The sequence below is a fragment of the Streptomyces sp. NPDC021020 genome (genome assembly GCF_044333285.1).
Lineage (GTDB): Bacteria > Actinomycetota > Actinomycetes > Streptomycetales > Streptomycetaceae > Actinacidiphila.
The window spans coordinates 41,438-63,664 of record NZ_JBIRQQ010000002.1 but is presented as its reverse complement, the minus strand read 5'-3'; the positions used below and the strand labels follow the sequence as shown (position 1 = coordinate 63,664).

Here is a 22,227-nt window from a genome sequence, read left to right as displayed (position 1 = left end):
TCGTTAGCAGCGTGAACGCTCAGTTATGCCGAAAAGGCCGGTGTGTCGACCGGGTGGTTGCCGTCCAGCAGGGTTGAATCGCCCATTTCGCTCAGAACCAGGGCAAGAGCCCCCAGGACCTCCGCCCGCGCCCCCAGGGCACCCGGCACCACGGACAGCCGCTGGGCGGCGCTGGGGATGGCGTAACGGGACACCGATTCCCTTATCGGGCCGAGCACCAGCTCACCGGCCTCCGCCAGGTCGCCGCCGAGGACCACCCGGGAGGGGTTCAGCAGGTTGCACAGGCTCGCCACGCCCATCCCGATGTGCCGCCCGACGTCGCCCGTCACCCGGCGGCAGCCGGGGTCGCCCTCACGGGCCAGCTGCACCATCCGCGGGATGGTCAGCCCCTCCCCGTGGCTGCCGCGCAGCAGCTCCAGGACGTAGCGGGCGGCGGTGAAGGTCTCCAGGCAGCCGCGGTTGCCGCAGCGGCAGACCGGGCCCGACTCGTCCAGCGTGATGTGGCCGATCTCGCCCGCCGTGCCGCCGGGACCGCGGTAGATCCGGCCGTCTATCACCAGGCCGGCGCCGACGCCGCTGGCGACCTTGATGTAGGCGAGGTCCTTGACCCCGCGGCCGCCGCCCCAGACCAGCTCGCCGAGCGCGCCGAGGTTGGCGTCGTTGTCGACCTGCACCGGGACGCCGAGCCGGTCGGACATCTCCTGGCGCGGGTTGATGCCGCTCCAGCCGGGCAGGATGGCCGTCGAGCCGAGCGCGCCCGTCTCCACGTCGATCGGCCCGGGCACCCCGAGGCCGACGCCGAGCACCTTGCCGGGGCTGATCCCGGTGGATTCCACGAGCCGCGCGACCAGCTGCTCCGCGCGGTCGAAGCCCTGCGAGGCGGAGGCGTCCACGTCGATCGGCTCGGACTGCTCGGCCAGCACCTGGTGGGCCAGGTTGCCGACGGCGACCCGCAGGTGGGAGTGGCCGAAATCGACGCCCACGACGATACCGGCGTCCCCGGACAGCGCCACGCTGCGGGCCCGCCGACCTCCCGAGGAGGTCGGCGTGACCTGCACCGTCCCGTTGTCCCGCAGCTCACGTACGATGTTGGACACGGTCGCGGCCGACAGGCCGGTGCTGCGGGCGATCTCCGCCTGGGTGAGCGATCCGGCGAGCCGCACCGCGCGCACGACGCGCTCCAGATTGGCCCGGTGCAGCGACGACTGCGAACCCGGTGTCTCCACGACATCCACTCCTGCCCGGCAGGCGGCCCGTGTCCGCTTGCCCGCACGGGACGGGGCCGGTCCGGTGCGGCCGGATGGGTCCGGATGGACCCTTGAGGCAGCAGCACACCAGTTGGACCCCGTCGTCTACAACATGTGAACTCTAAGTTGAGTGTTTGGCGTGATGTCCCGTCAAGGGGGAGAACCACACCGTTATGGGAATCGCCCGTTCCGCGGGAACGCGGGAACGCCGAGCGGCGGCCCCGTCCGAGGACGGGGCCGCCGGTCCTGCGGCCGGTTTCCGGGTCCGTTACTTGAGCGCCCCCGCGGTGAGTCCGGCCTGCACCTGGCGCTGGAAGACCACGTAGACGGCCAGCACGGGGAGCATGGCGATCGACAGGCCGGCGAAGAGTCCGCCCCAGTCGCCCTGGTAGCCCTGCTGCACGGCCAGGTCCGCCAGACCCTGGGTGAGTACCCATTTGTCCGTGTTGCCCTGGTTCAGCACCAGCGGCAGCAGGTACTGGTTCCACTGCCCGAGGACGTTGAAGATCCCGATGCTGATGATGCCGGGCTTGGCCATCGGCACCATGATCTGGAAGAACGTCCTGGTGTGCGACGCGCCGTCCACCAGTGCCGCCTCCGCCACCGAGGTGGGCAGGGTGCGGAAGAAGGAGGTCATGAAGAAGACCGTGAAGGGCAGCGAGTACGCGATGTAGACCAGGATCAGGCCGGGCAGCGTGTTGATGATGCCGAGGTTGGTGGTCACGAAGAACAGCGGCACGAGCACCATCACGACCGGGAAGGCCATGCCGGCGACGAAGATGAAGTAGAGCAGCCGGTTGCCCGGGAATTCGAACCGCGCCAGCACGTAGGCGGCCATCGACCCGAAGAGCATCGTGCCGAAGGTGGAGAAGCCGACCACGATGATCGTGTTGATGAAGTACCGGCCCATGTGGGCCTTCGTCCAGGCGTGGGACCAGTTGTCGAAGTGGAAGTGGGTCGGGAAGGACAGCGGGTGGCTGAGGATGTCGCCGGAGCTCTTGAAGGAGCTCCACAGCGCCCACAGCAGCGGCAGGCCGACCATCAGACCCCACACCAGCAGGAAGATGTGGCTGAAGGCGTTCAGCACACCGCCCTCGCTGTAGCGCCACTTCCAGCGGGAGGCGGAGGTGCTGGGCGAGCCCGGTTTGCGGGGTGCCGACTCCGGGAGCTCGTCGATCGTCTCGGTGGTCATCGCGGAACCCCTAGAACTCGATGCGCTCGCGGCGCGACAGCCGCAGCGTCAGTACGGCGAACAGCAGTGTGACGATCAGCATGGCGACACCCATGGCTGCCGCCAGGCCGTATTGGCTGTTGTCCCGGAAGGCGGTCTTGTACAGCAGCAGCGGCACCACGTCGGTCTTCTCGTCGGGACCGCCGTAGTTGACCGACATCAGCTGGACGAAGGCGAAGGCGTCCATGGCGATGATGCCCATGTACACCCATCCGGTGGCCACCGTGTCCGCCAGCAGCGGCAGCGTGACCTTGAAGAAGGTGACGGCGCGGCCTGCCCCGTCCAGCAGCGAGGCCTCGTAGATCTCGGTCGGGATGGAGGCCATGCCCGCCGAGAAGAGCACCACGTAGAAGCCGACGTTCGCCCACACCATCACGGCCATGATGCAGCCGAGGGCCAGGTGCGGGTCGCCGAGCCAGGACTGGGTCAGCGAGCTCAGGCCGACGTTCGACAGCAGGGCGTTGAGCACGCCCTCGTCCGGGTCGGGGTTGTAGATCTGCTGCCACAGGATGGCGATCACGGTGACCGACAGCACCTGCGGGAAGAAGAAGATGATCTTGTACGCGCCCGAGCCCCGGACGCCGGTGACCGACGCGCCTCTGCGCCGGCCACCGACGTTGAGCATGAAAGCGAAGAACAGACCGAGTGCCAGCGTCACGACCGGCACGATCAGCAGCAGCAGCACGTTGTGCCACAGCGACTGCCAGAAGAGGTGGTTGTGAATGATCTTCCGGTAGTTCTCGAACCCGATGTAGTGCTTGTCGGGTGTGAGTCCGGTCCAGTCCGTCATGGAGATCTGGAAGTCCTGGACGAATGGCGAGATCACGAAGACCCCGTACAGCGCTACAGGAATCGCCAGAAATCCGATGATGAACCGGTACTTGCCGTGTCGCATGTCGCCGGTCGCTCTCGTCTCAGCCGTTAGAGGGGAATGCGGATCAGACGTGCTTGAACTTGGGCACGGACGAGTCCTTCTTGGTGTCGTCGCAGGCCTTCTGGGCCTGCTCGATCCACTGCGCCGACTTGATCTGCCCGGTCAGCAGCTTCGCGGTCAGGTTGCCGAGGGTCTCGTTGTTGAGCTTCTTGTACCAGTCCTGGATGCGCGCGTTGAGCACATTGGGACCGGCGGCCTTGAGCGCCGCGCTCGCCGAGGCCAGACCCGGGGTGAGGGTCAGCCCTTCGGAGGAGCCGGAGACGCAGGTGAGCGACTTGATGGTGTTCGTGAAGTTGTCCGTCTGCTGCTTCGACAGCATGATGCGGAGCAGCTCCATACCGCCGGTCGGGTTCTTGCCGTTGGCGGCGACGATGAACGGCTCGCCGGCCGCGGCGTAGACGGTGCCGAAGGGCAGCTTGTCGCTCGGGCCGCCGCCGACCAGCGGGCCGACCGCGAGGTCGAAGTCCTTGGGCATGGTCGGGGCGGCCTCGTTCTCCACCCACGAGCCGTCGGCCACCAGGGCGGCCTTGTACTTCGTCCAGTCGGTCTGCATCTGGATGTGGGTCTTGCCCTCGGAGCCCGTGAGGAACAGCTTCTTGGCCGCCAGCTCCTCGTAGTACTCGATGACCTGCTTGACGGCGTCGACCTGGAGGGCGCCGTCCTCCAGGTCGTCGATCGCGTTGAGGACGTCCTTGCCGCCGACCTTGCCGAACTGGTGGAACATGTCGAAGTGCACGTAGTACGGGTACTTGCCCGGGTACGTGAACAGCGCGATGCCCTTGCTCTTGGCCTTGGCGCCGAGCGCGATGGCCTCGTCGAAGGTCTGCGGGTACGTCCAGCCGTTCTCCTTGAACAGCTTGTTGCTGTACCAGCTGCCGTAGACGGTGAAGGCGTAGTTCAGCGCGTACATCTGCTGCGAGCCGAACTGGCCCTGCTCGACCGTGCCGGCGATCAGGACGTCGCGGACCTTCTTCGACGGGTCGTCGATGGTCGGCGCGTCCAGCAGCGGGGTGAGGTCGAGGAGCTTGTTCTCCTTGGCCAGGGCCGCGGTGTCGAGGTTGTCGGCACCGGAGTTGTCCATGAAGTCCGGCGGCGTGTTGTTGGCGAAGCGCGGCTGCAGCTTCGGGCCGATGCCCTGCGTGCCGGTGTGCTTCACCGTGGTGCCGTAGGTCTTGTTGTACTGCGCCTCGGCGGCCTTGATGTAGTCGTCGCCGAAGCCGCCCTTGAAGACGAATGCCTCAAGCGGCGCGCCGTTCTTGACACCCAGCGGATTGGCGGCCGACTTCGTGCCGGCCGGGGCCGGCTTCTTCTTGTCGGAGTCCCCGCCGCTCGACGTGGCGCACGCCGTCAGCACCGACGCCGACGGAATCGCCACCACGCCGATCGCCATCGCCCGCTTGATTGCATCGCGCCGGTTGATCTCGGATCCCATGCTCAAGTCCTCGCCTTCTCCAGGACTCATGCGGTGCAGCGACACCCGCCGACGACCGCGAACGTTGAAGCTTGAGTGAAACCGTGCATCCAGTGAGGCAGGGACGCTATCCGAACACCGACTGCGCCGGCTTGCCGATCCCCCCGCCCGAACCTGCTCAGAAGCAGGTTCCTTGGACGCCGACAGGTATAGTCCACTTCTCTCCGGCAGGGCAAGATCAAGTGCGTGTTTGGACGGCAAGCTTTCCCGAGTTGAGACCTGTCCGAAATATGGGACGACAAAACTGCAGGTCAGGGCGGTGCCAGCGAGTCGATGGCGGACGATCGACTGATTGGCTCGCGCAAAACGGACGGACCGCGTCCCCCGACAAGGGGAACGCGGTCCGTGTTACTCGTGAGTTACAAACGCCTTGGAGGCACTGTCCTACTGACGGATCAGCGACCGCAGGACGTACTGCATGATGCCGCCGTTGCGGTAATAGTCCGCTTCGCCCGGCGTGTCGATGCGGACCACCGCGTCGAACTCCACGCCGGTGTCCGTGCTGACCTTCACCGTGCGCGGGGTGCTGCCGTCGTTGAGCGCGGTGACGCCCGTGACGGAGTACGTCTCCTCACCCGTCAGGCCCAGCGTCAGGGCGCTCTCGCCCTCCGGGAACTGCAGCGGGAGCACGCCCATGCCGATCAGGTTGGAGCGGTGGATGCGCTCGTAGGACTCGGCGACGACCGCCTTGACGCCCAGCAGCGCGGTGCCCTTGGCCGCCCAGTCGCGCGACGAGCCCGAGCCGTACTCCTTGCCCGCCAGGACGACCAGCGGGATGCCCTGGTCGATGTAGTTCCGCGAGGCGTCGTAGATGAACGCCACGGGTGCGTCCGCCTGGGTGAAGTCGCGCGTGAAGCCGCCCTCGGTGCCGGGCGCGATCTGGTTGCGCAGCCGGATGTTGGCGAAGGTGCCGCGGATCATGACCTCGTGGTTGCCGCGGCGCGAGCCGTAGCTGTTGAAGTCGCGGCGCTGCACGCCGTGCTCGGTGAGGTACTGGCCCGCCGGCGTGTCGGCCTTGATGGCGCCGGCCGGGGAGATGTGGTCGGTGGTGACCGAGTCGCCGAGCTTGGCGAGCACCCGGGCGCCGGCGATGTCGGTGACGGGCGCCGGGTCCATCTGCATGCCCTCGAAGTACGGGGGCTTGCGGACGTAGGTGGACTCCGCGTCCCACTCGAAGGTGTTGCCGGTGGGCACCGGCAGCGCCTGCCACTGGGCGTCGCCCGCGAAGACGTCGCTGTAGGAGGTGCGGAACATGTCCTCACCGATCGCGGACGCGACCACGTCGTTGACCTCGGACTCCGACGGCCAGATGTCGGCCAGGTGGACCGCCTTGCCGTCCTGGTCGGTGCCCAGCGCGTCCCGCGTGATGTCCAGCTTCATCGAGCCCGCGATGGCGTACGCGACGACCAGCGGCGGCGACGCCAGGTAGTTCATCTTGACGTCCGGGTTGATCCGGCCCTCGAAGTTGCGGTTGCCGGAGAGCACCGAGGTGACCGCGAGGTCCGCCTCGTTGACGGCCTTGGAGACCTCCTCCGGCAGCGGGCCGGAGTTGCCGATGCAGGTCGTGCAGCCGTAGCCCACGAGGTTGAAGCCGAGCTTGTCCAGGTACGGCGTCAGGCCGGCCTTGTCGAAGTAGTCGGTGACCACCTTCGAGCCGGGGGCCAGCGTGGTCTTGACCCACGGCTTGCGGGTCAGGCCCCGCTCGACCGCCTTCTTGGCCACCAGCGCGGCGGCGACCATCACGTACGGGTTGGAGGTGTTGGTGCACGAGGTGATGGCGGCGACCGTCACCGCGCCGTGGTCGAGTTCATAGGTCGAACCGTCCTCGGCCGTGACCAGGGTCGGCTTCGACGGCACGCCGTTGCCGGAGGGCGCCGGGGAGTCGGAGGCCGGGAAGGACTCCTTGCCCGCCTCCTGGTCGTCCGTGACGTAGTTGCGCACGTCGACGGCGAACTGCTCGGCGGCCTTCGCCAGCACGATGCGGTCCTGCGGGCGCTTGGGGCCGGCGATGGAGGGCACCACCGTCGACAGGTCCAGCTCCAGCTTCTCGGAGTAGTCCGGCTCGGCGGCCGGGTCCAGCCACAGGCCCTGCTCCTTGGCGTAGGCCTCGACGAGCGCGACCTGCTGGTCGGAGCGGCCGGTCAGCCGCAGGTAGCTCACCGTCTCGGCGTCGATCGGGAAGATCGCGGCCGTCGAGCCGAACTCCGGCGACATGTTGCCGATGGTGGCGCGGTTGGCGAGCGAGGTCGCGGCGACGCCCTCACCGTAGAACTCCACGAACTTGCCGACCACGCCGTGCTTGCGGAGCATCTCGGTGATGGTCAGCACCAGGTCGGTGGCGGTGGTGCCGGTGGGCAGCTCGCCGGTGAGCTTGAAGCCGACGACGCGCGGGATGAGCATGGAGACCGGCTGGCCCAGCATCGCGGCCTCGGCCTCGATGCCGCCGACGCCCCAGCCGAGCACGCCCAGGCCGTTGACCATGGTGGTGTGCGAGTCGGTGCCGACCAGCGTGTCGGGGTAGGCCTGGCCGCCGCGGACCATGACGGTGCGGGCCAGGTGCTCGATGTTCACCTGGTGAACGATGCCGGTGCCGGGCGGGACGACCTTGAACTCGTCGAAGGCGGTCTGGCCCCAGCGCAGGAACTGGTAGCGCTCCTTGTTGCGGCCGTACTCCAGCTCCACGTTCTGCGCGAAGGAGTCGGGGGTGCCGAAGCGGTCGGCGATGACCGAGTGGTCGATGACGAGTTCGGCGGGCGCGAGCGGGTTGATGCGCGCCGGGTCGCCGCCCAGCTCCTTGACCGCCTCGCGCATGGTGGCCAGGTCCACCACGCAGGGCACGCCGGTGAAGTCCTGCATGATCACGCGGGCCGGCGTGAACTGGATCTCCTGGCTGGGCTGCGCCTGCGAGTCCCAGCCGCCGATGGCACGGATGTGGTCGGCGGTGATGTTCGCGCCGTCCTCCGTGCGGAGCAGGTTCTCCAGCAGCACCTTCAGGCTGTAGGGCAGCCGGGCGGAGCCCTCGACCTTGTCCAGCCGGAAGATCTCGTACGACTCGTCGCCCACCTGCAGCGTGCTGCGGGCGTCGAAGCTGTTCGCCGACACGGCAGTCTCCTTCATGCGTCGTGTTGCGTGCGTGCGCGCGTGTCCCCGGGACCGTCTGCACCACGGTCCCGGAACGGCTCGGCAGATATCTCGATGTCGAGATAACTCTAGTACATGACCGCCGGAGGTTCATGTGGGGCCACGGCCTCCGGGCTCCCGCCTTGCGCCGGACGGGTGGCGCGATGGTACGAAAGGGGATGACGGGACGTCATGTCCCTTTGTGCGCACGCCAACCTTGGGGGGTACCGCCGTATGCACGCCGGAGTAGCACTCACCGCCTATCTCGTCAATGAATCCCGGGCCCGGCGGCCCGAACTGGCCGCGGATCCGCTGGCCGGGGCATGGATCCCGGAGCCCGACCGGCCGGGCGTGAAGGAGCTGTGGCAGGGCTTCGCGGACACCGTCTACCCACACGACGACCTGGTCGTCGCTCTGCGTGGCCGCATCATCACGGACGTGCTCGCCGAGGCGCTCGCCGCCGACCCGGACACGGTGCTGGTGGTGTGCGGCGCGGGCTTCTCCTCCTACCCCTGGCTGCTGCCCTTCCGCGCCGCCGTCGAGGTCGACCTGCCGGACATGGCCGCCGCCAAGGAGCACCGCGCCGCCGAGCTGACGGCCGAGGGGACCCTGCCGCGCCGCGCGGTGCGGCACCTCGGGGCCGACCTGGGCAGCGCCGCCGACCGGGAGGCGGTGGCCGCCGCCGTGCGGGAGGTGTCCGCCGGGCGGCCGGTCGCCTACGTCGTGGAGGGCGTGCTGTTCTACCTGCCGGCCGCGGACGCGCTGGCGGTCGCCGGGCTGGGCGCGGCCTTCGGCGGCACGACGGTCAGCGCGGTGAGCTACTGGCCCGCCGCCGCCTCCGGCAGCCGGGTGCTGGCCGCGCAGCGGGAGTGGTTCCGCAGCCGCGCGGTGCCGCCGGAGGCGTCGTACCAGACCAACGCGGAGCTGACCGAGCTGTTCGGGTGCCCGCTGCGGGACCTGGGGCCCGAAGACCTCCAGCGCCGCTACCTGGGGGGTGTGCAGGTGCCGGAGTCCGAGCTGATCCCGGAGTACGTCGCCGTGGCGGTGGCCGGATGAGCGGGCCCGTACCGCCCGCGCCGGGGGGCGGCCCGCGCCCGGTGCTGCATCTGCAGAGCCGCGCCTACCCGCTGCACCACAGCTCCCCCGGCGCGGCCCTGGAGCCGTTGCCCGTGCCGGGGCTGGGCGACCTGCGGCCGGTCGCGGGGACCCTGAGCACGCTGGCGTACAACCCGGACGGCACCGTGGAGATCGACCTGACGCAGCTGGTCGGGCGCGCGGTGTCGCTGCCGGGCACCGAGATCGTCGCCTGCCATGCGCGCGTCCTGACCGCGGGGACGGTCCTGGTCGTCTACGCGCTGCGGCACGAGCAGGATCTGCGCGCCCTCGACCTCACGGCGCTGGACGCGCTGGACGCCGAGGTCAACCGGACCCTGCGGGAGGCTGACGCGCCACTGCTCACGGCGGTGCTCGCGGCCGCGGTGAGCAGCGGGCTGCTGCGGGACGTCGCGCTGCGGCCGGACCTCGCGCTGAGCGGCGAGCGGTCGCCCGTCGACCGCCAGTCCGCCCGCTACAACTGCCACTTCGTCACCCAGGACCCGCCGTGGGCGCCCGACGCCCGGCTGCCGCAGCTGATCGCGGGTCCCGGCTGCCGGATCCTGCTGCCGTACACCTACGCCTGGGACGGCGACCCGGCCGCGCCGCTGGACGACCTGCTGGCCATGACCGAGCCGACCGACATCGCCGTGGCCCAGCAGTCGCTGCTGATCGGGGCGCTCATCGCGGGGCGCTGGGTGCTGGCGGACCTCGCGCACGGGCATCCGGAGGGCACCGACGTGCACGCCTTCCGCCGCTTCCTGGACGGGCTGTGGGCCGACTTCCACCACCTCGACGGCTACCGCATGGAGTCGACGCAGACGCACCGGGCGAGCTACCTGTGCGCGCGCCAGGTGATCGGCCTCGACGACACCCAGGAGCGGGCCGACCGGCTGCTCGGCTACGTCAGCAGCTCCCTGCAGGCCGCCTCGTCGCAGCGGGCGGAGGAGCTGGACACCCGGCTCAACCGGGTGGCCGCGGCGCTGGCCGTGGTGAGCGCCGCGTCGTTCGGCCTGGACATCGCGGTCTTCCTGCTGCCGCAGGTGTCGCTCGCGACCAAGCTGGGCGTGGTCACGGGGCTGATCGGGATGGCGCTGTCCTGCCTGCTGGCGGTGATCGTGCCGCGGGTCAGGAGCGCCCCTGCGGCCGCCGCCCGCCGCCGGTCCGCCGCCCGCCGGGCGACGCGGGAGGCCCGGCAGGCCGTGGCCGGGGCCGCTGCCGTGCTGCCGGGGGCCGAGCCGGGCGGGGCGGCGGCCGTACCGAACGAGGGGTGAGGAGGCCGGGATTCACCCGGACGGCTGCGGGCGGCAGAGCGGGGAAGACGGACCGGGGGCGCCGGGGATCCCGGTGCTGCCACGGCGTGGCGCGTGACGGACCCGCTGGTCAGCCCGGGTGTGACGGCTGGTGCGGAGGTTGCGCGCGGGAAACGCGTGGATACGGTGGGTCCGTCGGCACCAGCGGACACGCCACAAGCGTATGAGGCACGCCACGAACGGCGGTACCGGCGTTGCCTCATCTCATATATGAGATAGGGTCACTGTCATGACCGACGACTACCTGGTACGTATCGGCAGGCTCATCCGAGACGCCCGTCAGCACCGGAACTGGACACAGACGCAGCTCGCGGAGGCCCTCGGCACCAGCCAGAGCGCGGTGAACCGGATCGAGCGGGGCAACCAGAACATCAGCCTTGAGATGATCGCCAGAATCGGCGAGGCGCTGGACAGCGAGATCGTGTCCCTCGGCTACGCCGGTCCGATGCATCTGCGGGTGGTGGGCGGCCGACGGCTGTCCGGCTCCATCGACGTCAAGACCAGCAAGAACGCCGGCGTGGCGCTGCTGTGCGCGACGCTGCTCAACGCCGGGCGCACCACGCTCCGCCGGGTCGCCCGGATCGAGGAGGTCTACCGCATCCTCGAAGTGCTCGGCAGCATCGGTGTGAAGGCCCGCTGGATCAACGACGGCAACGACCTGGAGATCGTGCCGCCCGCGACCCTCGACCTCGCCTCGATCGACACCGAGGCGGCCCGCCGCACGCGCAGCGTCATCATGTTCCTGGGCCCGCTGCTGCACCGGACCGACCGCTTCCGTATCCCCTACGCGGGCGGCTGCGACCTCGGCACCCGCACCGTCCAGCCGCACATGAACGCGCTGCGGCACTTCGGCCTCGACATCACCGCGACCGACGGCTCCTACCACGCCGAGGTGGCCGGCGGGATCACCCCGCACCGCCCGATCGTGCTGACCGAGCGCGGCGACACCGTGACCGAGAACGCGCTGATGGCCGCCGCGCGGCACGACGGCGTCACCGTCATCCGCAACGCCAGCTCCAACTACATGGTCCAGGACCTGTGCTTCTTCCTGGAGGAGCTGGGCGTCCGGGTCGAGGGCATCGGCACCACGACGCTCACCGTGCACGGCGTCTCGCACATCGACCGCGATGTCGACTACGCCCCGTCCGAGGACCCGGTCGAGGCGATGAGCCTGCTCGCGGCGGCCATCGTCACCGAGTCCGAGCTGACGATCCGCCGGGTGCCGATCGAATTCCTGGAGATCGAGCTGGCCGTGCTGGAGGAGATGGGCCTCGACTTCGAGCTGGCCCCCGAATACCGCGCGGACAACGGCCGTACCCGGCTGACCGACCTCACCGCGCGCCCCTCCAAGCTGCGCTCGCCGATCGACAAGATCCACCCGATGCCCTTCCCCGGGCTGAACATCGACAACGTGCCCTTCTTCGCGGCCATCGCCGCGACGGCGCAGGGCTCGACGCTCATCCACGACTGGGTCTACGACAACCGCGCGATCTACCTCACCGAGCTGACCCGGCTCGGCGCGTCCGTCAAACTCCTGGACCCGCACCGCATCATGGTCGAGGGCCCGACCCGCTGGCGCGCCGCCGAGATGATGTGCCCGCCCGCGCTCCGCCCCGCCGTCGTCGTGCTGCTCGCGATGATGGCCGCCGAGGGCACCTCGGTGCTGCGCAACGTCTACGTGATCAACCGCGGCTACGAGGACCTGGCGGAGCGCCTCAACTCGATCGGCGCCCAGATCGAGATCTTCCGCGACATCTGAGCCGCGGCGCCCTGACGGTACGGCGGTGCCGGGCGGTGTCCCGGCCCGCCGGCCTCATGGGGTGAGGTCGCGCATGCCGCGGATCGGGGACGCGTACAGCCACCCGCAGGACATGGCGGTGCCGAGCGCCCCGGCCAGCACGGCCCCCCGGACGCCGACGACCCCGGCCAGCGCCCCGCCCGTCAGGGCCCCCAGCGGTCGGGCGCCCCAGGAGACGAAGCGCATGGTGGCGTTGACCCGCCCCAGCAGGTCGGGCGGCACCGTGCGCTGGCGGTAGCTGATCTGCGCCACGTTGTAGACGACGATGCCGCCGGAGAGCGCGAAGCTCGCCAGCGCAGCCGACCAAAGGCCCCAGCCGGGGGACGCGAACGCGGCCGCCGGGGTCAGTGGTCCGGTGAGCAGCACGCTGAGCTTGAGCGCGGTCGCGTCGCCGAAGCGCGCGATCAGCCGGCGGACGCACAGGGTCGCGGCGACGCCCCCGCAGGCGCCCACCGTCAGCACCGCGCCGACGGTGGCCGCCGCCGCGTGCAGCCGCTGCACGAGCAGGACCAGCAGCATGGCGTACGCGACGCCCCAGAAGAACGTGATGGTCGTCGAGGTCAGCAGTACGGCGCGCAGCAGCCGGTCGCCGGTGACGTAGCGGATCCCCTCCCGGACGGCGCGGGTGAGACCGGTACCCGGCGAGCGGACGGCGGGCGCCTCGGGCCTGCGCACGAGGGAGAGGAAGACCGCGGAGCCGGCGCAGCCGGCCGCGCAGACGGTGAAGGCCTGCGGGGCGGTGAGCAGTTGCACCACCAGCCCGCCGAGTGCGGGACCGAGCAGTCCGGCGACCTGTTCGACGGCGGTCAGCGCGGAGTTGGCGGCCACCAGCTGGTCGCCGGCGACCACATGCGGCAGGTAGCTCTGGCCGGCCACGTCGAAGAAGACCGTGAGCGTCCCGACAACGGTCGCCACCGCGCACAGCAGGGCGAGCGAGAGGACACCGCACCACCACGCCACGGGGATCGCCAGCAGGGCCACGGCGCGGCCGGCGTCCGCCGCGACCATCAGCGGCCGCCGTCGCACGCGGTCCACCCACACCCCGGCGGGCAGCCCGATCACCAGGAAGGGCGCGGTCTGGCAGGCACTCACCGCACCCACGGCGAACGGCGAGGCGTGCAGCGTACCGGCGGCGAGCACCGGCATGGCCAGGCTCATGACGCGGAAGCCGAAGGTGCCCAGTGCCTGGGCGTACAGCAGCTGCCGCAGGGCCTGCCCACCGCCCCTGGTCGCCCCGGCCCGCCCGGTGGGCGGCCGCGCACCGGCCCGAGGCGCCGTCGCTGTCACTGTCCGCGACCACCGGTCACGGGCTCGGGAACGGGCCCGGCGGCCGCGAGCCGGGAAGCGGGCGCCCCGGCGGCCGCGGTGGCTTCGGCGACCGGGTGGGGGGCCGCGCGGTCGCCGATGCCACGGTCGGCGGTCCCGCGGTCAGCCCTGTCGCGGTCGGCGGACTCGCGGTCGGCGGACTCGCGGTCGCCGATGCCACGGTCGGCGGTCCCGCGGTCAGCCCTGTCGCGGCCGGCGTTCGCGCGGTCGGCGGACTCGCGGCAGGCCACCGCGAAGTAGCGGAAGACCTCCGTCGCGGCGGTGAAGGTCGCGAAGCCGCGGTCGCGGGCGGCGCGCAGGAGGTCGCCGGGGGCGTGCTCGTCCGTACCCCACAGTGCGCCGAGGTCGCGGCGCAGTACGTCGGGGCGGATGGTGTGGACCCGGCGGCGCGGGTCCGCCGCGGTCATGGCGGCGTTGGCCGCGAAGGCGGCCGCCACGGCGGCGCGGGTCGCGGCGCGGTCGGCGACGAGGGCGGCGACCCACCGGTCCGTCGCTCCCGGGTCGTCGGCGCCGGGCAGCACGCCGGGCGACATGCCCGAGAGGCGCACCAGGAGCCGCAGGAGGGCGGCGTCCCGGCTGAGGCCGGAGCGTTCGGCGTCGGAGAGGAGCGTTCCGACGTGGTCGGGGCGCAGGGTCGCGAGCGTCAGCCCGCGCTCGGCCGCCTCCGCGAGGACCTTCGCCTCGGCCTCGGCGAGGCCGCGGGCGCCGGCCGCCGCGGGGACGACCGGGAGGTCCGCCATCCGCCGCAGGCACGCGGCGTACCAGCGGGCGGGGAGGGCGGGGTCGGTCAGCTGCGCGTAATGGATCTCGGCGCCGGCCGGGACGTCCCGGCCGTCCGCCTCGCGGACGTCGTGGCGCAGCGTCCACCCTCGCAGCCGGTCGGTGCGCCAGAGCTGTGGGCTGCCGGCCTCGCGGAGCGGTGGCCACGGTGGCCCGGCGGGCGCGTCCGCCGTCCCTTCCGGGGACGTCACGAAGGCCAGCGCTTCGAGCGCGTCCAGCCGTTTGAGGTCGGTCTCCACCCGGTGGGCAGCGATCCAGGCAAGGAGGCGCTCGCCGGCCGCCGGGTCGAGTCCGCCGGTCCTGCGTACGGCCAGCCGCCATGAGCGTGAGGGGAAGGGAAGGGCGCGCGCCGACTCGACGACGCGGGCGGCCTCGTCGTGCGTGACCACGCCGGCGCGCGCCGCCTGCCGGGCGCCGTGGCGAATGTTGACGAGCGGGTCGCCGACGGCACGGAAGTCCCCGTCGCCGGCGTGCGCCACCGCGACCTCGTCGTCGGCGGTGAGGACGCCGTCGCGGTACATCGCGAAGATCCGCCCCAGGCCCGTCATCCCGAAGGGGTGCAGTTCGGCCGCCCGCAGCGCGCCCATACTGCTCGATCCGAAGACCCTGACCCCGCGGTCGAGAAGGTGCAGGACCTCCTTGTGCCGGACCGGCAGACTCTGGTGGAACAGCCCGTCCACGACGAGGACGGTGTCGCCCGCGCGTGCGGGCAGCCGCAGCAGGTCACCGTGCCGGACAGGCGGCAGCAGCAGGGCCCGGGGCGCCACGGCGAGCGCGTCGGCGGCGGGCAGCGAGGGGCCGAGGAAAACGTGGAGGGCGCTCATCGCGTCGCCGCCTCCTGGTGGCGGGGGATGTCGTGCAGGGCCATGTGCCCCAGGCCGGGGCAGAAGACCTTGGTCACGCAGAAGTCCTCCTCGTCCCTCAAATCCACGCAGAGCGGCTCCGTACCCGTCACCGTCTCGATGCGCCCGGCGAGCCGGCGTGCCTCGTCCTCGAAGGAGACCGCCCCGGCGTCGGGGACGTGGGAGACGTGCTCCCGCCACGGGGTGAGGGGGCCGGTCGTCACCGGGCGGGGAAGGATCCGCCGTCCCGGGCGGTAGACCTGGGCGCCGATGTCGTCGCGCGTGCCGGTGATGAACGTGAGCTGGCTCTGCGCGGCTTCGGTGAGCGCCCGCGAGAGGGCCACCGCGGGGTCCGAGTGCGCCCCGGCGCCGCTGAAGAGGGACAGCCCGAATCCGGGGGACCACAGGTAGCAGACGAAGCAGGTGACGCCGACCCGGCTGGGCGCGCTCACCAGCTCCACCCAGGCGCCGTGTTCGTCCAGCCGGTCGAGTAGCGCCCGCGCGTTGGGCTCGTCCACCGACGCCGGGTCCACGTACGTGCGGGCGGCGGCGGGCACGTCCGCGAGGGCGGCGGTGGCATCGCGCTCGGCCACCTCGTACAGCCCGTGCAGGACGGCCTCCCAGCGGTTGTTGCCGGAGGCCAGGCCGTTGCTGGTGGCGATCAGCGGCGGCGGCCACGCGCTCGGCTGCCACCGCATCTCCACCGCCGCGCGGGGCACGAGCGTCGGCGTTCCGGAGCGCACTCCGGCGGCCGGCACCCAGTCCAGCCGGGTGGAGTCGGTGGCGACGGCCCGCGCGTCGGTCTCCATGTCGGCGATGCGGTAAGGGAGGCGCAGTTCCACCGCGGCGGCCCCGGACGCGGCCGCGGGCGGTACCGCGTATTCGGCGTACCAGGTCTCGATCGCCTCCATTGCCGCGGAGACCTGGGCGGACACCAGATCGGCGCCTTTTCCCTGCGAGACGGAAAGGGTCGCCGCGAGCGGGCGGACAGCGAGGACCACCGGGACACCCAGGGTGTCGAGGCCCGTGACGTCGGCGAGCCGTGTGATACCGAACCGCGGGAAATGCGGCCGGATCAGCTCCAGGGTCTCGGCGGGCAAGCGGGCGCGGTGGGTGCCCTTGAAATAGGTCCTGTGCACAGGCCGCCTCCGGTCGGGAGCGGGTGGAGCGGTCGGGTCCCGCGGCACGGCTGCCGCGGGACCCGACCGGTCACCGGCTGCTGGGTCGGGTCAGCCCTCGTACGTGACGTCGTCGCAGAAGGCGACGCCAGGCGCGTTCTCACAGGCGGCCTGCACCGAAGTGGCGTCGGCGGGGGTCTCGGGGGTGAAGTCCTCGTTGGTCATGGCGGATCCCTCCGTGTCGTGGTGTGGCGCTCCGGCGGGCAAGCGCCGGGCCCGCGGTGCGGACGGGGTCATCCTTGCGCTGGGCCGCAGGACACCAACAGAGATAAATGAGCCAGATGGACTCATTCATCTTGGCTAAAAGGAATCTGGCGCCGCCGCAATACTCCGGAAATACGCAGCACACAGGCTTGCGCGCGCTTTCCCGTAGTAATTACGCATTCAATGACCGACGGGGGGAATGAGTGAAGGAAGTGAACCGAGGGTCTGCAGAATTCTGCTGTGAATTCCTGTGGATGGTGATGACCCGGTTTTTCCTTCAGCCCACGACGGCGACCGGGGCGACCCGTGTGTCACGGTCGACGGTGACGGCCGCGCCGCCGATCTGCGTAGGGCTCAGTCCTCGACCCAGCCGTGGCCGCGGGCGAAATCCACCGCGCGGCGCCGGATCTGGAGTATCTGCTCGCCGGTGAGCGAGGGGGCCGCCGCGAGCAGGGCCTCGGTGAACTCCCGGGTGAAATCCTCCCGGGAGAGCACGTCGCACATCGGCTCGCCGTCGACGACCGGGCCGGAGATCCCGGGCGCGAGGCCCTCGGCCGGCCGCTCGACACCGTCGGCCAGGCGTACGGAGGAGGCCTTCAGACCGCGGTCGCCCTCCTCGATGTCGAACTCGACCTGCAGTCCGGAGCGGAGGTACGACTCCGGGATCAGCAGGTCGTTCACGTGCAGGAAGACGTCCTCACCGCCGAACGCCGGAGCGATGAACCCGTAACCCCGGGCACTGTCGAAACGCAGCACTCGACCGGCAACCACAGCGACCCCCACCCGACACGAACCCGACGCGAACCCGCCACCATCGTATCGAGCACGCGATCGCAGCGTCAGCCGCCCAGTGGACAACCGGGCGCGCGCGGCGCGGGAGGCGGTGCGAAGGTTCCCGCGCACCCCCGGCGTGCGGAGGCGTACGCCGGAGCACTCTGCCTCAACTCGCATGTTTACACCACCAGTTGCGCGTAGCTCCCCCTTTCACGCCATACCCGGCGGCACCACCCGCTGCTTGACTTGGTCCCGCGGATGGCCACCGGGCCGGCAGCGCAGGCGCGGTACGGCCGGCGGGCGTCCGCGGGAAGATCCGGATCGGCCCCGCGGCCGAGTGACCGAGTGGAGTGACGCGATGAGCGCCCCCGCGAACGCCGGGCCCCGGCGCCCGCTGCCCGGGCCGCCGGTTCTCCGGCCCGCCGGCATGCGCCGCCGCGGGGTGATCCCCGGTATCAGGCACCGCCCCGTACCCCCCGCGGACCCGCAGAAGGCCGCGGCCGTCGACGAGCGGCTGGAGGCGTGGGCGCGCGAGCTGGACCTCTTCCCGCCGGCCTGGAACGGCGACTTCGCGGGCTTCCAGTTCGGCCGGGCCGTGGTGCTCCAGCACCCGAACGCCCTCGACCTGGACCGCCTGACGGTCGCCGGCGAGCTGCTGCTCGCGGAGAACCTGGTCGACAGCTGCTACTGCGAGGAGGACGAGGGCCGCGGCGCCTCCCGGCACGGCCTGGGCGGCCCGCTGCTGCTGGCGCAGTCCGCGATCGACCCCTTCCACGGCACACCGGAGCTGGAGCGGGACTGGCAGCGCGGGGTGCAGGCGGACGGCCCGCTGCGCTCGTACCACTGGGCGATGAAGGACCTCGGGCGCTTCGCCACCCCGAGCCAGACCGACCGCTTCGTGCACGACATCGCCCGGCTGCACCTGGGCTATCTCGCCGAGGCCGCCTGGGCCGAGACGCGCCACGCCCCCCAGGTGTGGGAGTACGTGGTGATGCGGCAGTTCAACAACTTCCGCCCGTGCCTGTCGATCGTGGACGCGGTCGACGGCTACGAGCTGCCCGAGGCCCTCTACGCCCGCCCGGAGATCCAGCGGATCACGGCTCTGGCCTGCAACGCGACGACGATCGTCAACGACCTCTACTCCTTCGCCAAGGAGCTGGAGAGCGATCCCGACCACCTCAACCTGCCGCAGGTGGTGGCCCGCAACGAGGGCCGCGGGCTCAAGCACGCCTATTTCCGCAGCATCGAGATCCACAACCAGGTGATGGACGCCTTCGAGGAGGAGGCCGCGGCGCTGTCGCTGACCTCGCCGCTCGTCGGCCGCTACGCCCAGGGCCTGTCCGACTGGGTGGCCGGCAACCACGAGTGGCACGCGACCAACAGCCACCGCTACCACCTGCCCCAGTACTGGTGAGCGGGCCCTGCCGCGACGGCGGGCGCGTTCACCACGGGCGACTCACCGCGCCCGCATCCATATCAGTACACCGGTACCAGCACCGCTAGGAGCCACCGTTGGCCATCCCCCAGTCCGGCGCCACCGTCTCGCTGCCCGCCCAGTCGACGTACCAGTCCCGCGTCGCGGACTACTGGAACGCCGAGGAGAATCCGGTCAACCTCGAACTCGGCAAGATCGACGACCTCTACCACCACCACTACGGGGTCGGTGACGTCGACTGGTCCGTCGTGGAGGAGCCGGATCCGGCGCGGCGGCAGCAGCAGGTGACAGCCGAGCTGCACCGCCTGGAGCACGCGCAGGCGGAACTCCTCGCGTCGCACCTCGGAGCGCTCTCCCCCGCCGACCGGGTCTTCGACGCCGGCTGCGGGCGCGGCGGCGGCAGCGTGGTGGCGAACCAGCGCTACGGCTGCCACGCCGACGGCGTGACGCTCTCCACCAAGCAGGCCGACTTCGCCAACGAGCAGGCGCGCGCCCGCGGCATCGACGGCAAGGTGCGCTACCACCACCGCAACATGCTGGACACCGGCTTCGAGACCGGTGGCTACGCGGCCTCGTGGAACAACGAGTCGACCATGTACGTCGAGCTCGACCTGCTCTTCGCCGAGCACTCGCGGCTGCTGCGCCGCGGCGGCCGCTACGTGGTGATCACGGGCTGCTACAACGACACCTACGGCCGCGCCTCGCGCGAGGTGTCGCTGATCAACGCGCACTACATCTGCGACATCCACCCGCGGTCGGAGTATTTCCGCGCGATGGCCCGGCACCGCCTCGTGCCCGTGCACGTGGAGGATCTGACGCCGGCCACGATCCCGTACTGGGAGCTGCGCAAGACCGCGGACCATCTGGTCACGGGCGTCGAGGACGCCTTCCTCGACGCCTACCGCAACGGCAGCTTCCAGTATCTGCTGATCGTGGCCGACCGGGTCTGACGCCGCCTGCCGACGCCCTCGCGGCCGGGCCCCGGACCGGGCCCGGCCGCGAGGGCGTCGCCGTCCGCCGTGTCAGGCGAGGGTGGCGACCATGATGGCCTTGATGGTGTGCATGCGGTTCTCCGCCTGATCGAAGACGACCGAGTGCGCCGACTCGAAGACCTCGTCGGTGACCTCCAGCTCGCTCAGCCCGTACTGGTCGTGGATCAGCCGGCCGACCTCGGTGCCGAGGTCGTGGAAGGCGGGCAGGCAGTGCAGGAACTTCACGTCCGGCTTGCCGGTGGCGCGCAGCACGTCCATCGTGACCGCGTAGGGCGCGAGCGCGGTGATCCGCTCCGCCCAGACCTCCTTGGGCTCGCCCATCGACACCCACACGTCGGTGACGACGAAGTCGCAGCCCCGCACGCCCTCCGCGATGTCCTCGGTGAGGGTGATCGCGGCGCCGGAGGACTCCGCGAGCTTGTGCGCCTGGGCGACGACGTCGTCGGCCGGCCAGTACGCGCGGGGGGCGACGATCCGCACGTCGAGGCCGAGCAGGGCGCCGGTGACCAGGTAGGAGTTGCCCATGTTGAACCGGGCGTCGCCGAGGTAGGCGAAGGAGACGCCGCGGTCGGCCAGGCCCGCGACCCCGCCGGTGTGCTCGGCCATGGTGAGCACGTCGGCCAGCATCTGGGTCGGGTGCCAGTCGTCGGTGAGGCCGTTGTAGACCGGGACCCCGGCGTGCGCGGCCAGCTCCTCGACCGCGGCCTGGCTGGCGCCGCGGTACTGGATGGCGTCGAACATCCGGCCGAGCACCCGGGCGGTGTCCTTGACCGACTCCTTGTGCCCTATCTGCGAGCCCGCGGGGTCCAGGTAGGTGGTGGCGGCGCCCTGGTCGGCGGCGGCGACCTCGAAGGAGCAGCGCGTACGGGTCGAGGTCTTCTCGAAGATCAGCGCGATGCTGCGGCCGCGCAGCCGGGGCTCTTCGGTACCGGCCTTCTTCGCCGCCTTGAGCTCGGCGGCCAGCTCCACCAGGCCCAGGAACTCCTCGGGCGTGCAGTCCAGCTCCTTGACGAAGGGGCGGCCCTTGAGGTCGACGGCCATGACGGGGACTCCTCGGTTGGTGGTACACGGCAACCATGGAAGTCTATACGAGACCTGGCATGCTTATACAGTGCCTCTTTCGGGCGGTCCCGGGCTGCTGTGCCCCTACCCCTGCGATGCCCGGCCGGGGCGCCGCTCACACGGCTCGCGGCGGGTCCTCCTCACACGGGATCCCGCTCGATCGGGCAGCTCATGCAGCGCGGGCCGCCGCGGCCGCGGCCCAGCTCGCTGCCCGGGATCTCGATGACCTCGATGCCGCGCTTGCGCAGGAAGGTGTTGGTCGTCGCGTTGCGCTCGTAGGCCACCACCACGCCGGGCTCCACCGCCAGCACGTTGCAGCCGTCGTCCCACTGCTCGCGCTCGGCGGCGTGCACGTCCTGCGTCGCGGTCAGCACCTTGACCGAGTCCAGGCCGAGCGCGGCCGCGATCGCGCGGTGCATGTGCTCCGGCGGGTGGTCGGTGACCTTCAGCTCGCCCTCCTCGCCGCCGGGCTCGATGGTGTAGGACGGCAGCATCCCCAGGCCGGCGTACTGCGTGAAGGTGTCGCCGTCGACCATGGTCATCACCGTGTCGAGGTGCATGAACGCGCGCCGCTTGGGCATGTCGAGCGCCACGATGCAGCGGGCCGAGCCGGCCGCGAACATCCTGCGGGCCAGCATCTCGACCGCCTGCGGGGTGGTGCGCTCGCTCATCCCGATGAGGACCGCGCCCGAGCCCAGCACCAGGACGTCGCCGCCCTCGATCGTCGAGGGGTAGGCGCTCTGCCCCTCGGACCAGACGTGGAAGCGGCCGCCCGCGAAGAGCGGGTGGTGCCGGTAGATCGCCTCGAAGTGCACGGTCTCGCGCTGCCGGGCGGGCCAGCGCATCGCGTTGATGCTGACCCCGTCGTAGACCCAGGCCGAGGTGTCGCGGGTGAAGATGTGGTTGGGCAGCGGGGCGAGCAGGAAGTCGTCCAACTCCAGGGCGTGGAAGCGGACCGAGACCGGCTCCCCGTGGCGGGCCAGGAATTCGCGCTTGGTCATCCCGCCGACCAGCGCCTCGGTCAGCTCCGGGGTGCTCAGCTCGTCGAAGGCGGCCCGCAGGTGCTCGGTGGCGAGCGGGCCGTACTCCTTCTCGTCGAAGACCCGGTCCAGGACGAGCGCCTTGGCCGCGGGGCGCTCCAGGGCCTCGGTCAGCAGGTCGCCGAACAGGTGCACCTCGACGCCGCGGTCGCGCAGCACGTCGGCGAAGCCGTCGTGCTCCGCCCGGGCACGGCGCACCCACAGCACGTCGTCGAAGAGCAGCGCGTCCTTGTTGCTGGGGGTCAGGCGCTTCAGCTCCAGGTCCGGGCGGTGCAGGATGACGCGGCGCAGCCGCCCGGCTTCGGAGTCGACGTGGAATCCCATGGGATCAGACCTTCCCACCGGGGATGGGCTTTATCACCTGCCCGGCCCCCGCCCGGCGGACCCG

The 22,227-nt window shown here is 71.0% G+C and carries 16 protein-coding genes; 5 read left to right on the top strand and 11 right to left on the bottom strand.

Translation table 11 applies throughout. The features are described 5' to 3' along the window. Positions 1-23: 23 nt before the first annotated feature. From ACH4SL_RS04695 to acnA, 5 genes are all read right to left on the bottom strand, one after another. A complete protein-coding gene (locus ACH4SL_RS04695; RefSeq protein WP_398441959.1) occupies positions 24-1,226 on the bottom strand; it encodes an ROK family protein in 1,203 nt (400 codons plus the stop codon). 289 nt (positions 1,227-1,515) lie between these two features. Further along, positions 1,516-2,439: a carbohydrate ABC transporter permease gene (locus ACH4SL_RS04690; RefSeq protein ID WP_398441958.1), complete on the bottom strand. Its 924-nt coding sequence runs from the start codon at positions 2,437-2,439 to the stop codon at positions 1,516-1,518. Between the two features lie 10 nt (positions 2,440-2,449). Next, positions 2,450-3,373, bottom strand: coding sequence for a carbohydrate ABC transporter permease (locus ACH4SL_RS04685; protein WP_398441957.1), 924 nt, complete (start codon positions 3,371-3,373; stop codon positions 2,450-2,452). 43 nt (positions 3,374-3,416) lie between these two features. Then, complete coding sequence (gene ngcE, locus ACH4SL_RS04680; RefSeq protein ID WP_398441956.1) at positions 3,417-4,844, bottom strand: N-acetylglucosamine/diacetylchitobiose ABC transporter substrate-binding protein; 1,428 nt, start codon at positions 4,842-4,844, stop codon at positions 3,417-3,419. A 423-nt stretch (positions 4,845-5,267) separates the two neighbouring features. Next, on the bottom strand, positions 5,268-7,985 hold the full coding sequence (acnA, locus tag ACH4SL_RS04675; RefSeq protein WP_398441955.1) for an aconitate hydratase AcnA: 2,718 nt from the start codon (positions 7,983-7,985) through the stop codon (positions 5,268-5,270). A gap of 252 nt (positions 7,986-8,237) precedes the next feature. Here acnA and ACH4SL_RS04670 point away from each other — a divergent pair, with 252 nt between their 5' ends. From ACH4SL_RS04670 to ACH4SL_RS04660, 3 genes are all read left to right on the top strand, one after another. Continuing rightward, positions 8,238-9,059, top strand: coding sequence for a class I SAM-dependent methyltransferase (locus ACH4SL_RS04670; RefSeq protein WP_398441954.1), 822 nt, complete (start codon positions 8,238-8,240; stop codon positions 9,057-9,059). Then, complete coding sequence (locus tag ACH4SL_RS04665; RefSeq protein WP_398441953.1) at positions 9,056-10,369, top strand: hypothetical protein; 1,314 nt, start codon at positions 9,056-9,058, stop codon at positions 10,367-10,369. The genes ACH4SL_RS04670 and ACH4SL_RS04665 overlap by 4 nt, the downstream gene beginning before the upstream one ends. 268 nt (positions 10,370-10,637) lie before the next feature. Next, entirely contained in the window at positions 10,638-12,167 is a 1,530-nt protein-coding gene (locus ACH4SL_RS04660) for a helix-turn-helix domain-containing protein (protein WP_398441952.1), read from the top strand. A gap of 54 nt (positions 12,168-12,221) precedes the next feature. On the opposite strand, the gene ACH4SL_RS04655 is transcribed toward ACH4SL_RS04660, so the two are convergent. The 4 genes from ACH4SL_RS04655 to ACH4SL_RS04640 all read right to left on the bottom strand — a co-directional run bounded on the left by ACH4SL_RS04655 (position 12,222) and on the right by ACH4SL_RS04640 (position 17,307). After that, positions 12,222-13,493, bottom strand: a complete 1,272-nt coding sequence (locus ACH4SL_RS04655; RefSeq protein WP_398441951.1) for an MFS transporter — start codon at positions 13,491-13,493, stop codon at positions 12,222-12,224. After that, positions 13,490-15,136: a TfuA-like protein gene (locus ACH4SL_RS04650; protein ID WP_398441950.1), complete on the bottom strand. Its 1,647-nt coding sequence runs from the start codon at positions 15,134-15,136 to the stop codon at positions 13,490-13,492. Before ACH4SL_RS04650 ends, ACH4SL_RS04655 begins: the two co-directional genes overlap by 4 nt. Beyond that, positions 15,133-16,293 (bottom strand): YcaO-like family protein, encoded by a 1,161-nt coding sequence (locus ACH4SL_RS04645; RefSeq protein ID WP_398441949.1) that lies wholly within the window; start codon positions 16,291-16,293, stop codon positions 15,133-15,135. Before ACH4SL_RS04645 ends, ACH4SL_RS04650 begins: the two co-directional genes overlap by 4 nt. A 597-nt stretch (positions 16,294-16,890) precedes the next feature. Then, a complete protein-coding gene (locus tag ACH4SL_RS04640; RefSeq protein WP_398441948.1) occupies positions 16,891-17,307 on the bottom strand; it encodes a cold-shock protein in 417 nt (138 codons plus the stop codon). Between the two features lie 361 nt (positions 17,308-17,668). Here ACH4SL_RS04640 and ACH4SL_RS04635 point away from each other — a divergent pair, with 361 nt between their 5' ends. Beyond that, complete coding sequence (locus tag ACH4SL_RS04635) at positions 17,669-18,724, top strand: family 2 encapsulin nanocompartment cargo protein terpene cyclase (protein ID WP_398441947.1); 1,056 nt, start codon at positions 17,669-17,671, stop codon at positions 18,722-18,724. A gap of 98 nt (positions 18,725-18,822) precedes the next feature. Next, complete coding sequence (locus ACH4SL_RS04630; RefSeq protein WP_398441946.1) at positions 18,823-19,695, top strand: geranyl diphosphate 2-C-methyltransferase; 873 nt, start codon at positions 18,823-18,825, stop codon at positions 19,693-19,695. 72 nt (positions 19,696-19,767) lie between these two features. On the opposite strand, the gene argF is transcribed toward ACH4SL_RS04630, so the two are convergent. Continuing rightward, a complete protein-coding gene (gene argF, locus ACH4SL_RS04625; RefSeq protein ID WP_398441945.1) occupies positions 19,768-20,778 on the bottom strand; it encodes an ornithine carbamoyltransferase in 1,011 nt (336 codons plus the stop codon). Between the two features lie 161 nt (positions 20,779-20,939). Beyond that, positions 20,940-22,163 carry an arginine deiminase gene (locus tag ACH4SL_RS04620; protein WP_398441944.1) on the bottom strand — a complete coding sequence of 408 codons (1,224 nt, stop codon included), beginning with the start codon at positions 22,161-22,163 and terminating at the stop codon, positions 20,940-20,942. Positions 22,164-22,227 lie beyond the last annotated feature (64 nt).